The sequence below is a fragment of the Rhodococcus koreensis genome, from assembly GCF_017068375.1.
GTDB lineage: Bacteria > Actinomycetota > Actinomycetes > Mycobacteriales > Mycobacteriaceae > Rhodococcus_F > Rhodococcus_F koreensis.
The window spans coordinates 1,550,545-1,563,286 of record NZ_CP070609.1 but is presented as its reverse complement, the minus strand read 5'-3'; the positions used below and the strand labels follow the sequence as shown (position 1 = coordinate 1,563,286).

Annotated in this window: 15 protein-coding genes and 1 tRNA gene; 9 read left to right on the top strand and 7 right to left on the bottom strand. The window is 66.8% G+C overall.

Features of this window, described 5'->3' with window-relative positions; translation table 11 throughout:
* Positions 1 to 83 precede the first annotated feature (83 nt).
* Entirely contained in the window at positions 84 to 1,409 is a 1,326-nt protein-coding gene (locus JWS14_RS07260; RefSeq protein WP_206012769.1) for an MFS transporter, read from the top strand.
* Here JWS14_RS07260 and JWS14_RS07255 read toward each other — a convergent pair.
* The 3 genes from JWS14_RS07255 to JWS14_RS07245 all read right to left on the bottom strand — a co-directional run bounded on the left by JWS14_RS07255 (position 1,406) and on the right by JWS14_RS07245 (position 3,647).
* Entirely contained in the window at positions 1,406 to 1,984 is a 579-nt protein-coding gene (locus JWS14_RS07255) for a DUF4203 domain-containing protein (RefSeq protein WP_206012768.1), read from the bottom strand. The two genes, JWS14_RS07260 and JWS14_RS07255, sit on opposite strands and share 4 nt — an antisense overlap.
* 77 nt (positions 1,985 to 2,061) lie before the next feature.
* Positions 2,062 to 2,913 (bottom strand): alpha/beta fold hydrolase, encoded by an 852-nt coding sequence (locus JWS14_RS07250; RefSeq protein WP_206012767.1) that lies wholly within the window; start codon positions 2,911 to 2,913, stop codon positions 2,062 to 2,064.
* A 23-nt stretch (positions 2,914 to 2,936) separates the two neighbouring features.
* Entirely contained in the window at positions 2,937 to 3,647 is a 711-nt protein-coding gene (locus JWS14_RS07245; RefSeq protein ID WP_206015930.1) for a TetR family transcriptional regulator, read from the bottom strand.
* 118 nt (positions 3,648 to 3,765) lie between these two features.
* Here JWS14_RS07245 and JWS14_RS07240 point away from each other — a divergent pair, with 118 nt between their 5' ends.
* From JWS14_RS07240 to JWS14_RS07225, 4 genes are all read left to right on the top strand, one after another.
* Positions 3,766 to 4,875 carry a ferredoxin reductase gene (locus JWS14_RS07240; protein WP_206012766.1) on the top strand — a complete coding sequence of 370 codons (1,110 nt, stop codon included), beginning with the start codon at positions 3,766 to 3,768 and terminating at the stop codon, positions 4,873 to 4,875.
* A gap of 30 nt (positions 4,876 to 4,905) precedes the next feature.
* Entirely contained in the window at positions 4,906 to 6,078 is a 1,173-nt protein-coding gene (locus JWS14_RS07235; protein ID WP_072947053.1) for a fatty acid desaturase family protein, read from the top strand.
* A 13-nt stretch (positions 6,079 to 6,091) separates the two neighbouring features.
* On the top strand, positions 6,092 to 6,301 hold the full coding sequence (locus JWS14_RS07230; protein WP_072947054.1) for a hypothetical protein: 210 nt from the start codon (positions 6,092 to 6,094) through the stop codon (positions 6,299 to 6,301).
* Between the two features lie 140 nt (positions 6,302 to 6,441).
* Complete coding sequence (locus tag JWS14_RS07225) at positions 6,442 to 6,654, top strand: hypothetical protein (RefSeq protein ID WP_095865091.1); 213 nt, start codon at positions 6,442 to 6,444, stop codon at positions 6,652 to 6,654.
* Positions 6,655 to 6,718: 64 nt separating this feature from the next.
* Here JWS14_RS07225 and gdhA read toward each other — a convergent pair whose 3' ends face one another.
* Positions 6,719 to 8,062, bottom strand: coding sequence for an NADP-specific glutamate dehydrogenase (gene gdhA, locus JWS14_RS07220; RefSeq protein ID WP_206012765.1), 1,344 nt, complete (start codon positions 8,060 to 8,062; stop codon positions 6,719 to 6,721).
* 101 nt (positions 8,063 to 8,163) lie between these two features.
* A complete protein-coding gene (locus JWS14_RS07215) occupies positions 8,164 to 8,667 on the bottom strand; it encodes a winged helix-turn-helix transcriptional regulator (protein WP_206012764.1) in 504 nt (167 codons plus the stop codon).
* Positions 8,668 to 8,754: 87 nt separating this feature from the next.
* On the opposite strand from JWS14_RS07215, the gene JWS14_RS07210 reads away from it, so the two are divergent.
* The 4 genes from JWS14_RS07210 (at position 8,755) to JWS14_RS07195 (ending at position 12,086) form a co-directional block, all read left to right on the top strand.
* Positions 8,755 to 9,471 (top strand): SDR family oxidoreductase, encoded by a 717-nt coding sequence (locus JWS14_RS07210; protein ID WP_206012763.1) that lies wholly within the window; start codon positions 8,755 to 8,757, stop codon positions 9,469 to 9,471.
* Complete coding sequence (locus JWS14_RS07205) at positions 9,471 to 10,034, top strand: PaaI family thioesterase (RefSeq protein WP_206012762.1); 564 nt, start codon at positions 9,471 to 9,473, stop codon at positions 10,032 to 10,034. Before JWS14_RS07210 ends, JWS14_RS07205 begins: the two co-directional genes overlap by 1 nt.
* Before the next feature lie 230 nt (positions 10,035 to 10,264).
* The gene (locus tag JWS14_RS07200; protein WP_206012761.1) at positions 10,265 to 11,089 is read left to right on the top strand and encodes an alpha/beta fold hydrolase; all 825 of its coding nucleotides are present in this window, start codon (positions 10,265 to 10,267) and stop codon (positions 11,087 to 11,089) included.
* A 19-nt stretch (positions 11,090 to 11,108) separates the two neighbouring features.
* The gene (locus JWS14_RS07195; RefSeq protein WP_167372211.1) at positions 11,109 to 12,086 is read left to right on the top strand and encodes an alpha/beta fold hydrolase; all 978 of its coding nucleotides are present in this window, start codon (positions 11,109 to 11,111) and stop codon (positions 12,084 to 12,086) included.
* 87 nt (positions 12,087 to 12,173) lie between these two features.
* Here the strand turns inward: JWS14_RS07195 and JWS14_RS07190 are convergent.
* Positions 12,174 to 12,246, bottom strand: a tRNA-Arg gene (locus JWS14_RS07190).
* Between the two features lie 57 nt (positions 12,247 to 12,303).
* Positions 12,304 to 12,681, bottom strand: a complete 378-nt coding sequence (locus JWS14_RS07185; RefSeq protein WP_072947062.1) for a DUF4345 family protein — start codon at positions 12,679 to 12,681, stop codon at positions 12,304 to 12,306.
* Positions 12,682 to 12,742: the final 61 nt, after the last annotated feature.

The window sequence follows — 12,742 nt, the reverse complement described above, 5'->3', positions numbered from 1 at the left end:
CACACTAAGTTCTTCCGTCCGAACGGGACGCTCGTCGCGTCAGACCGCACGAACTCTCCGTTCACTCGCATAGGCTCGCGGGCATGAGCACCGACGTTCGTCCGCCGGCCGGGATCGGCGAGGCCGCGACGCGCAGACAGGTTGTCGCGTGGGGGCTGTGGGACTGGGGTTCGGCGGCCTTCAACGCCGTGATCCTCACGTTCGTCTTCTCCGTGTACCTGACGGACGCCGTGGGTGAGGACCTGCCGGGGTCGATCTCCGCGAGCACGTGGCTGGGATGGTCGCTCGGCATCGCGGGCTTCCTCATCGCCGTGCTCGCCCCCGTCACCGGTCAGCGATTCGACGCCGCGGGACGACGCAAATGGGCGCTCGGCGTTCTCACCTTCGCGACGGTCGGGTGCATGGCGGCGATGTTCCTCGTCCGCGACTCCTATCAGTACCTGTGGCTCGGACTGGTGCTGCTCGCTGCAGGTTCGGTGATCTTCGAACTGGCCGGCGTCCCGTACAACGCGATGCTCAGGCAGGTGTCCACGCCGGCGAACATCGGCCGGGTGTCCGGGTTCGGCTGGGCGATGGGCTATTTCGGTGGGATCGTGCTCCTGCTGCTGTGCTACTTCGGATTCATCGCCGGTGACGGTGACACTCGCGGATTCCTCGGACTCACCACCGACGGCGGCCTGAACATCCGGATGGTCGCGCTGCTGGCCGCCGTCTGGTTCGCGGTCTTCGCTATCCCCGTCCTGCTGAAGGTCCCCGAGCTGGCCCGTCCGCACGCAGACCCGGGCGCGGACAAGGCCGGCTTCCTCGAGTCGTACCGGGTGCTGTGGCGTGATCTGCGCGACCTCTGGGCCGCCGACCGGCGCACCGTGTACTTCCTGGTGGCGAGCGCGCTGTTCCGCGACGGACTGGCCGGTGTCTTCACCTTCGGCGCAGTCCTCGCCGTCAACGTCTACGGCATCAGCGCGGGTGAAGTGCTGCTGTTCGGCGTCGCGGCCAATGTCGTCTCCGCGCTCGGCGCGCTCACCGCAGGCCGGTTCGACGACCGGATCGGCCCGAAGACCGTGATCATGGCGTCCCTGATCGCGATGATCGTCGTCGGTGTCGTCCTCACGGCGGTGTCGGGACCGGTCATGTTCTGGATCTTCGGACTGCTGCTGTGCCTGTTCGTCGGTCCCGCACAGTCGTCGGCGCGCACATTCCTGGCCCGGATCACACCGCCCGGCCGGGAGGGCCAGATGTTCGGTCTCTACGCGACCACCGGTCGCGCGGTGTCGTTCCTCTCGCCCACCCTATTCGGGTTGTTCGCCTGGTGGTTCGCGGCGGATCGGGCCGGAATCATCGGCCTGGTGATCGTGCTCGGGATCGGGCTCGCCGCGCTGACGGTGGTGAAGGCGCCCGAGCGCGACTAGCGCCGCGCGCGATTGTCGTCGATCCGGAGCTTCTCCGGGAACAGCCGCCGCTGCGTCAGCCAGCCCGCTGCCGCCACGACGATCCAGATCAGTGTGGCGAAGAACTGCTGGGTGCCCTCGTTCGGATCCTCCAAGAAACCCAGCGGGGGGACGGCGAGGCCGAGTCCGGTCAGCACCAAGCTGGCGCCGCCGAGTGCGGTGAGCCACAGCAGCGCCCGCGCCCGGAACCGGTCGGCGACGAACCCGCAGGCGACGGCGAGCGCGACGATCACGATTCCGCTCAGGATCCAGCTGGCGTCATCCGGTTGCAGAACGCGACTGAGCTTCGCTCCGATCACCGCGCCCGCGATGATTCCGATGAAGAATGCGGCGAACTTGAAGACCAGAGTGGTGGCCGCCCACACCACGACCGCACCGATCGCCGCGACCAGGAACGTCGTTCCGAGCGACAGCGACAGCAGGTCGGACACGAGCCAGCCGAGGCCGAATCCGGAGGCGAGAACGGCGACGTGCAGTGAACCGACACCGGCGAAGCACAGAACGGCGCCGACCAGAAGGATTGCGATGCCACTCATGGTGCCCTCCCAGGGTGCACGAGACGACTAGTGCCATCAAACCAGAACGAACGCCCCGTCGAGGGGAACAGCGGATTTCAGTTCGGTGTGGTTCCGGTGCGGGTGCGGATCGCGTCCGCGAGAGCGTCGGGACGCTGCTCCGGGATCCAGTGCGTGACGCCGTCGAGTACGACGAATTCGTACGGCGCATCGACGAACTCGCCGCACCGCTCGGCCGCCGCGCGACCCATTGCGATGTCGCCGGTGCTCCAGACGTACGTCGTGGGAACGGTGACGGCGGGTGTCTCCGCGAAGTCGCTCGTCATCGCCCGGTACCAGTTCAGCGCGGCGGTCAGCGCTCCCGGTTCGCCGAGCAGTGCGACGTGCTCGTCGACGAGTGCCGGCGCGACGACGTCGCCGAACATCGCGCGCAGCGCCTGCGCGTCGTCGCGGAGCAGGACCCGTTCGGCCTTGCCCTCCATTCTCAGGAGGCGGATGTAGGAGGAGCGTTCCTTCTGATCTGCGTCCTCGCGCAACGCCCAGCCGAACGCGGCGGGATGGGGCACCGAGACGGTGGTGAGCGAGGTGATCCGGTCAGGGTGCCGCGCCGCGACGATCCACGCCACGGCGGCGCCCCAGTCGTGGCCGACGAGATGCGACGTGTCGAGGCCGAGCGCGTCGAGGAGCCCGACGACGTCCGCGACGAGGTGGTCGATCCGGTAGGAGTCGACTCCGTCGGGTCGCGCACCGGGCGAGTAGCCGCGCTGGTTCGGCGCGTACGTCCGCAGACCGGACTCGTTCAGCAGAGCGCTCACGGGGGCCCAGGATGCGGCGCTCTCCGGGAACCCGTGCAGCAGAACGACGGGGGCCCCGTCGTCCGGACCGCTGATCGTGACGTCGAACGTCAGGTCGCCGAGGGTGACGTGCGCGTGTTCCGAGGTTGACAACATGCCCCCACCGTACGGCGGTCGACCTACTTCTTTCCGGGATTCCACCCGCTCATGCCGAGCATGATCAGGCGCAGTTGCCGCTCGGCGCGCGCGACGACCTCGGCCTCGCTTCGGCTTCCGGGGCGATCGGCCTCGAGGAGATCCACGACGACCGCGAACATGGTGGACACGATGAGGTCGGCCGCCATCTCCAGGTCGTCGTGGTCCCAGGTCTGCAAGCCGTCGATGCGGGACAGATCGACCGTGAGTTCGCTGACGAACAGCTTCATCTCGGTCGCGATCGCACGGCGAATTTCCGGGACACCGCCGTAGCGTTCGCGGCTGAGGAACCGGAACTGCGCCTCGTGGGTGCGGACCTGCCGCACGAGGATGTCGAGCGACGCGCCTGCACTCTTGGTGCTCGGGGTGCGGCGGGCGTCGCGCAGCATCTGCCGCAGAATCCGCATGCCCTCCTCGACGAGCACCACGCCGAGTTCCTCGATGGACGCGAAATGGCGGTAGAACGCGGTGGGCACGATTCCCGCGGTGCGGGCGATCTCGCGCAGGCTCACGCCGGCGAAACTGCGGTCCGCCATCAGTTCGAGCGTGCCGTCGAGGAGGGCCTTCCTCGTGCGCTCCTTCCGCGCTGCCCTGCTCTCGGGTTCGGCGCCGGTCGACTGACTCACGGCAGTGAGTGTATTCGCGGGGGAGAGCACCGCCACCACCTCCGGGTGTTCGCGTTCGTCGTCCGGCATGCGCATCCGATCCCCGCCTCGAGTGTGCGTGCGGTCACATTGTGATTGACAAGTTCCTGTCTCCCTCTGTCACACTATTGTCAGTGTACAACCGTGCACTCAAATGGAGGAGGCTGACGTGTCAGTTGCCCACACCAGTCGTCCGGCGGAGGGACGCAGGTTCTCGCTGCTGTCGTTGTTCGAGGCGATGGCCACTCCGCACCAGCTCGACCGCTACCTCGAACTCGTCACGCCGATGGTCACCGTGCGCGACCTTCGCGCCGAAGTCGTCGAGGTCCGGCGGTCCACGGCCGACACCGTCACTCTCACGCTGCGCCCCACCCGCCAGTGGCGTGGATTCCGCGCGGGGCAGTTCGTGCAGGTGGGGGTCGTGATCGACGGGGTTCGGCACACCCGCTGCTACTCGCCTGCCAATGCACAGTCGTCCACCGACGGGCACGTCGAGTTGACGATCAAGGCGCATCCCGACGGGCTCGTCTCGCAGTACCTGCACGCGCAGGCGCGCCCCGGACTCGTGCTCGACCTGTCTCAGGCCGCGGGCGAATTCACCCTTCCGTCTCCTCGTCCGCGCCGGCTGCTGCTGGTGAGCGGAGGCAGCGGAATCACCCCGGTTCTGTCGATGCTGCGCACCCTCGTCGACGAGGGGCACGTCGGAAGCATCACTTTTCTGCACTACGCGTACACCGAAAACGATGTCGCGTACCTAGACGAGTTGCGCGCACTCGTGGACGCGAACGCCAACGTCTCCCTCGTACTGGCGTACACCGATCAGGAGGCCGGCGGGCACCTGCACGGGTTCTTCGGTCAGGAGCACCTCGACGCGGTGGCGCCCTGGTACGCCGACGCGGAGACGTTCCTGTGCGGCCCACCCGGACTGATGCGTGGCGTCCGGGAGGTATACCGCGAACTCGGCATCGAGGACCGTCTGCGCACCGAGGAGTTCGCTCCCGCCGCAGCCCCGGTGGAGGGGGAGGCCGGCGGCGCGGTGTCCTTCACCGCCAGCGGCGTCACCGCGGACAACTCCGGTGCGACACTGCTCGAACAGGCGGAAGCCGCCGGACTCCATCCGGAGTACGGCTGCCGGATGGGCATCTGCTTCTCCTGCACCACGGTGAAGACATCGGGGTGCACCAGGAACGTCCGCACCGGCGATACCGACACCGACCCGGACAAGGCGATCCAACTGTGCGTCTCGGTTCCGGTGGGCGACGTCGCCCTCGACATCTGACTTTCACGACATCAACGTTTGGAGACCGACATGTTTGGACTCTCACTCTCGTTTCTCCCGTTCGTCGGCGGCACCGACGGTTCCCGTAACGCCGCCCCGGTGGTGCTCAGCCACGACCAGGTCGAAGAGATCGGCAGGGAACTGGACGCCCTCCGCGACCGGACGGTTGCGGACCTCGGCGCCGAGGACCGCGAATACATCTACAAGATCATCAAGGCGCAGCGGGGATTCGAGGTCGCAGGCCGCGGTCTGATGTATCTCGGCTTCTTCCCGCCGGCCTGGATCGCCGGCGTCGGCGCCCTCGGCGTGTCGAAGATTCTCGACAACATGGAGATCGGCCACAACGTCATGCACGGTCAGTACGACTGGATGCGTGAACCGGGCCTGAACTCCCGGGTGTTCGAATGGGACACCGTCTGCCCTGCCGATCAGTGGAAGCATTCCCACAACTACATGCACCACACGTACACCAACATCCTCGGCCGGGACCGGGACATCGGCTACGGCATCCTGCGGATCGACGAGGCGCAGAAATGGAACCCCTACTACCTGGGGAACCCGGTCTACGCCTTCTTCCTGATGATGCTTTTCGAGTGGGGCGTCATGATGCACGACCTGGAAGCGGAGAACGTGATCCAGGGCAAGCGCAAGTGGCACGACGTCAAGCCGCTGCTGAGGGGCTGGTGGCGCAAGGCCGGCCGGCAGGTGCTCAAGGACTACGTGATCTTTCCCGCGCTCACCGGGCCGCTGTTCGTCCCGACACTGCTCGGCAACGTGACCGCCAACCTGATCCGCAACGTGTGGGCCTACTCGATCATCTTCTGCGGCCATTTCCCCACCGGCGTGCAGAGTTTCACCGAGGACGAGACCGCGGAGGAAACCCGCGGCGAGTGGTACGTCCGGCAGATGCTCGGCAGCGCGAACATCGAAGGGAGCCCGCTGTTCCACATCATGTCGGGCAACCTGTCGCACCAGATCGAGCACCATCTGTTCCCGGACCTGCCTGCCCACCGGTATCCGGAGATGGCACCCGTCGTGAAGGCGCTGTGCGAGAAGCACGGGTTGCCGTACAACACCGGTGGCTTCTTCAAGCAGATCGGCTCCGTGTGGGGGAAGATCTTCACGTTCGCACTGCCGCCCGGTCTCGTCTCGTCCGACACCCCTCCCGGTGTTATCGTCGAGCGGCAGAAGACTGCAGCCTGAGAGGCGAAAACACATGGTGGGGAAGTTCGAGCGGCGCAAGGACACCGTGCAGGAACTGACGGAGTCCGCGGCCACGCACGTGGGCAAGATCGCGACGATCATCGCGGGCGCCGTCCGGGACGTCACCCGGGAGATCGGCGACTGGGTATCCGACGGAATCGAGATGCGCGAGGCCGCGAAGAAGGCCCGCGAAGACGAGGGCGAGGGCGAGACGGTCGACTGAGTAACCGGCCGGCGCGTATCGACCCAGGGTAGAGATCGGGCCGCCGGGGGTGCGTTCATGGCACCCTCGGCGGCCTTTCTGCGGGCGGGGCTGAGGCCGATGCTGGTTGCAGCACGAAAACCGCCCCCCGAAAGGAACCCATGTCTCCCACCATGATCTCCACCACGGCGCGCATCGCCGTCGCCGGATTTGCGGCCCTTGCCATTTCGCTGACCGGTGCCGCAGGTATGGCCTCGGCCAAGCCGATCTGCGAGACCGGCTGTTCCCAGCCCCTGCCCAACAAGAACCCCAGGCCCGACGTCAAGCAGATGTGCTGGGTCGAATGGGGTCAGACACAGTGTCAGGTGAGCTGACGCGCTCGTGCTGTCGGAGCGTGGGGCGTGGCGTCGACGGCCAGGCCCTGACCCTACGTTGCTTCTAGATGACGCCCAGCGAGATCATGGCGTCGGCGACCTTCACGAAACCGGCGATGTTCGCGCCGTGCACGTAGTCGCCCGGCATGCCGTACTCGGCGGCCGTGGCGACAGTCCGTTCGTGGATGCCGCGCATGATCCCGGCCAACCGCTCGTCGGTGTACTCGAAGCCCCACGAGTCGCGGGATGCGTTCTGCTGCATCTCGAGTGCCGACGTCGCGACCCCGCCCGCGTTGGCCGCCTTGCCCGGCGCGAATGCCACGGCGGCATCGCGGAACACCTGGACGCCCTGCGGGGTGGTGGGCATGTTCGCGCCCTCCGCCACCGCCTGCACACCATTCGTGACCAGGGTCTTGGCTGCTGATTCGTCGAGTTCGTTCTGGGTGGCGCAGGGGAGCGCGACGTCGCACGGCACATCCCAGATGGAACCGTTCGGCACGAACCGGGCGTGCGGCACGGTGTCCGCGTATTCGCTGATCCGTCCCCGCCGCACCTCCTTGATCTCTTTCAGGAGGTCGAGGTCGATGCCCTTCTCGTCGACGACGTATCCCGCGGAATCGGAGGCTGCGATCGCGATTCCGCCGAGTTGGTGCACCTTTTCGATCGCGTAGATCGCGACGTTCCCGGAACCGGAGACGACGACGGCCTTGCCGTCGAGTGAACTGTTCGCGGTCTTCAGCATCTCGGCGACGAAGTAGGCGACGCCGTACCCCGTGGCCTCCCGACGCACCTGCGAGCCGCCCCAGGTGAGTCCCTTGCCGGTGAGAACGCCCGACTCGTACGAGTTGGTGAGGCGTTTGTACTGGCCGAACAGGTAGCCGATCTCGCGACCGCCGACCCCGATGTCACCTGCGGGGACGTCGGTGTATTCCCCGATGTGGCGATGCAGTTCGGTCATGAACGACTGGCAGAAGCGCATGACCTCGGCTTCGGAACGGCCCTTGGGGTCGAAGTCGGAGCCGCCTTTGCCGCCGCCGATCGGAAGCCCGGTGAGGGCGTTCTTGAAGATCTGCTCGAATCCGAGGAACTTCACGATTCCCAGGTTCACGCTGGGGTGAAACCGCAGCCCACCCTTGTAGGGGCCGAGCACGCTGTTGTACTGCACGCGGAAACCGCGGTTCACGTGCACGTTGCCGGAATCGTCGACCCACGGCACCCGGAAGATGATCTGACGTTCGGGCTCGCACAGCCGCTCGATCAGTCCGGAATCGGCGTAGTGCGGACGGTGCTCGAGCACGACCTGGAGCGATTCGAAGACCTCCGCGGCGGCCTGGTGGAACTCGGGTTCTCCGGCGTTCCGCAGACGGACCTGCTCGTAGATCTCTGCTACCCGGTCGCGCGTTGACACAGACCACCCCTGCCTTACGTGTGAGGACTTCTTTACCTGACGTTTACATCGGAAACTATAGACCGGTGTCAGGACGTCCTGTATCGGGCCGTGCCGGCAGCTCAGGATTCTCGTCGCGGTGCGCGGGAATGCATTGCGACAGCGGTGTTCTCGACCGCTTCGCCGCAGTGCGCGCAGCGGTGTTCCAGTTCCAGCGAGTGCCCGCACTCGTGCACGAGCACCGACGGAGCCTCGTCGACGGCCCATTTGCTGCCCCACTGGAACAGGGAGAGCAGCAGTGGCCGCAGGTCCTCGCCCGCGGGGGTGAGGTGGTACTCGAAGCGCGGTGGATGCTCGGAGTACTGCCTGCGTTCGATGACGCCGACCTCCTCCAGCTTGCGCAGCCGCGCGGTGAGGATGTCGCGCGAGACGCCGATGTAGCCCGCGATCCGGTCGAAGCGGTGCACCCCGTAGGACAGTTCCCGGATCACCAGCATCGACCAGCGGTCGCCGATCAACTCCATGGTGGCGGCGATGGCGCAGGGCCTCGGCGTCAGGGGCATGCGGTCCATGACGATCTCGGGTGTTGCTGGCTGGGTGTCGCCGTTGCTCATGCTTTCCATCATAGAGGGTTGTGTTTTCCAACTGATAGGGGTTACTGTCGTCGACATAGTTAGTTGGAAAAGCAGACTTACTCACTCGAAGGGGTCGTCATGACCACGATTCAAGATCGAACGGTGCTGGTCACCGGGGCCAATCGCGGGCTCGGCCGGGCCTTCGTCGCCGAGGCGCTCGCACGAGGAGCGCGCACGGTCTACGCGTCGGCGCGCGACACGTCCACGATCGACGGGCACCCGCGGGTCGTGCCGGTCCAACTGGATGTCACGAACCCCGAATCAGTCTATGCCGCAGCGGAACTCGTCGGGGATCTCGGCGTGCTGATCAACAACGCCGGGATCCTCGTCGGCGAGTCGCCGCTCACGGGCGATCTCGACGGGATGCGCCGTGAACTCGAAACCAACCTCTACGGCCCGCTCAACGTGACACGCGCGCTCGCACCGATCATCGCCGCCAACGGCGGTGGCGCGATCCTCAACGTGCATTCCGTGCTGTCGTGGCTGGCGATCGGCGGCTCCTACAGCGTCTCGAAGGCCGCCCTGTGGAGCGCCACCAACGCCATGCGCGCCGAACTCGCGGCGCAGAACATCCAGGTGGTCGGGCTGCATCTCGGCTACATGGACACTGACATGACGAGTGGTCTGGACGTGCAGAAGATCTCCGCGGCCGAGGTCGCACGACTGGCCTTCGACGGCATCGAGTCCGGCGCCCACGAGGTGCTCGCCGACGACACCACCCGCACCGTCAAGGCGGCGCTGTCCGGCGACCTCGACGTCCTCTATCCGCAGCCGGCGCAGCGGGGAGCCGCATAGTGAGGCCGTACGGAAACGGTGAGGTGTCGACGGTCGAGAGCCTGCCGGACGCCGGCGAGTGGGGCGAGATCCGGTCGAAGATCGTCGAATGGCACGACCCGGCAGGTCCGGCGCGCACGGCCCGGGAACTCGACGGCCTCACCTACCTGCGGGCAATCCTCGACGGCAGCGTTCCGGCGCCGCCCATCGCCAGCCTGATGAATCTGCGGTTTCTCGAGGCCGAACCCGGGAGGGTGGTCTTCGCGCTCGATCCCGACGAGTCACAGTACAATCCGATCGGCGCCATCCACGGCGGCGCCGTGTGCACGCTGCTCGATTCGGTCGCCGGCTGCGCCGTGCACACCACGTTGCCCGCCGGGTGGGGGTACACCTCGGTCGAGATCAAGGTCAACTACATCCGCGGGGCGACCCGCGACTCCGGGGCGCTCACTGCCACCGGTGTCGTGAAGAAGGCGGGCCGCCGCATCGCCTTCGCGGAAGGGGAGGTCACCGACTCGCAGGGCCGCCTGGTGGCCACCGCCACCAGCACGCTGCTGGTGTTCGAGGTTCCACCACAGGGCTGACGCAGGACGGTCGGGAAACCCGCCACCCGCGGAGGGGAGTGGCGGGTCCCGATGCACCGTTGCCCCGTCGGGTTGGGGCGATGCGTGAACAAGACTAATCAGTCGGTTTGCTACGCGCGAGTACGGGACACCGCCGCCGGTCGAAGCAGCCCTACGGCATACCGAAGTTTGATGTACTGAATTCCGTCCTCATCAGCGTCATTGCCGGAGCGGTCAAGGAAGGCACACCCATGGGCACGATCACCACGCAGGACGGTACGGAGATCTTCTACAAGGACTGGGGAACCGGTCAACCCATCGTGTTCAGCCACGGCTGGCCGCTGTCGGCCGACGACTGGGACGCCCAGATGCTGTTCTTCCTCCAGCACGGCTATCGAGTCATCGCCCACGACCGGCGCGGGCACGGACGCTCCACGCAGACCGGCGACGGCCACGACATGGACCACTACGCCGACGACCTCGCGGAGTTGACCGCACACCTGGACCTCCACGACGCCATCCACGTCGGCCACTCGACCGGCGGCGGCGAGGTCGCGCACTACCTCGCGCGACACGGCGAGAGCCGAGTGTCGAAGGCCGCACTGATCAGCGCGGTGCCGCCGCTGATGGTGAAGACGGAGGCGAACCCGGGCGGCCTGCCCAAGGCCGTGTTCGACGATCTGCAGGCGCAACTCGCGGCCAACCGTTCCGTCTTCTACCGCGACCTGCCGTCGGGGCCGTTCTACGGATTCAACCGGCCGGGCGTGGAGTCCTCGGAGGCGATCATCGAGAACTGGTGGCGGCAAGGGATGATGGGCGGGGCCAAGGCCCACTACGACGGCATCGTCGCCTTCTCGCAGACCGATTTCACCGAAGACCTGAAGAAGATCACGGTGCCGGTGCTCGTGATGCACAGCGAGGACGACCAGATCGTTCCCTACGCCGACGCCGGACCCCTGTCCGCGAAACTTCTCGCCAACGGGACGTTGAAGACGTACAAGGACTTCCCCCACGGCATGCCCACCACGCAGGCGGAGACGATCAACGCCGACCTGCTGGCCTTCCTGAAGGGCTGACGCCGGTGTTCCGATCGTCGTGAGACGCGTGTCCCGCCTCGCTCGCCGTACCGGATGCATCGCGGCGCTCGGGTGCGTCGTGGTGTCCGGTTGTGGCACCGCGGCGGACGGCCCCGCGCCCACGACGACTCCGACGGCGACTGCGGGCAGATTCGTTCCCGGTGCCGGTGACCGTTCCGGGTTGGTCGATATCGGTGGGGGCCGCGGCATCTATCTCGAGTGCCGCGGTTCCGGTTCGCCCACGGTCGTGCTCGTCTCCGGGGCCGGGGTCGCCGCCGACAATTGGAGTTACACGGGCGACCCCACAGATCAGACGACCCCGCCCGTCCGCACCGAGCTCGCCGTACACCCCGACATCGCGAAGTTCACCAGAGTATGTGCCTACGACCGTCCCGGCACGGAGCAGATGGACGGCACCGCGAGCCGATCGACCGGCGTGACGCAACCGACCACTGCGCAGGGCGACGCGGCAGATCTTCGTGCCTTGCTGACGGTCGCCGAGTTGGAGGGACCCCATGTGCTGGTCGGACACTCCTGGGGCGGAATGATCGCGTCGGCGTACGCCAGGACCTATCCGGACGACGTGTCCGGTCTCGTCCTCGTCGATCCGGGATCGCAGTATCTGCAATCGACATTGCCGCCTGCCGTGTGGGACCAGTGGATGCGGGACATCGAGACGAACGGCCGGAACCATCCCGGTGCGGAGACACCCGACTATCCCGCCACGCTCGCGGCGCTCGAGACCATGCCCCCGCTGCCTGCGATGCCCGCCGCCGTCCTGACTTCGGACGAGCCGTTCGACTATCTCGGGATCGGCGACGCCGACACGTACTGGCCGCAGTGGCTCGACGCCGCCGCGCTCCTCTCGACTGCCCTCGATGCCACCCACATCACGCAGACCGGCAGCGGTCACTTCATCGAGAACGAGAATCCCGCCCTCGTGGTCGAGCAGATCTGCTCCGTGATCGCCCCGGCAACGAGTTGCCCCGGTTCGTGAGGGCCGGGCTCGGGCGGACGGGCACCCCCGATCCCTGACTGTGCAGGTGATCGGGGGTTTTCGCCGTCTGACGCTCCGTCGAACGAGTGCCCCCGGCAGGATTCGAACCTGCGACCAAGAGATTAGAAGGCTCTTGCTCTATCCCCTGAGCTACGGAGGCGCGCAGCAAATATTACCTGCCGCCCCGAGTGCTCCGACCGGGGCTGGGGGGTGTGCGTCACGAGCCCAGGACCGCCGCGCAGAGCAGGAGTCCCGCCAGAACGATCTCGACGACGAAATAGAACCACACGGGGTAGAACCGGGTCGGCCGGTCGGTGAGGGCGGCCACGATCCGGCCGAATGCCATCCCCAGCAGGGCGACGGCCACCGTCACCGCGGCGACGGATCGGATGCCGTGGGCGTCGAAGGCCGCGAAAAAGAGCAGGCCCGCCACCGCGACACCGAAGCCGCCGTAGACCGCGCGCACCTCGGCGCGGGCCGTCGCCGAATCCGCGGTCAGACCGAACGGTGCGACCAGGCGGGCGGGCAGGGCGAGCCCGTAGACGCCCATGCCCGCGAAGAACAGTGCCACCACGATGATCAGAAACTCCGCCATCTCAGCCTCTCGTTTCCCTGCGACACGTCCCTGTCGACGGTAGCCGGAACCGAGACGGACC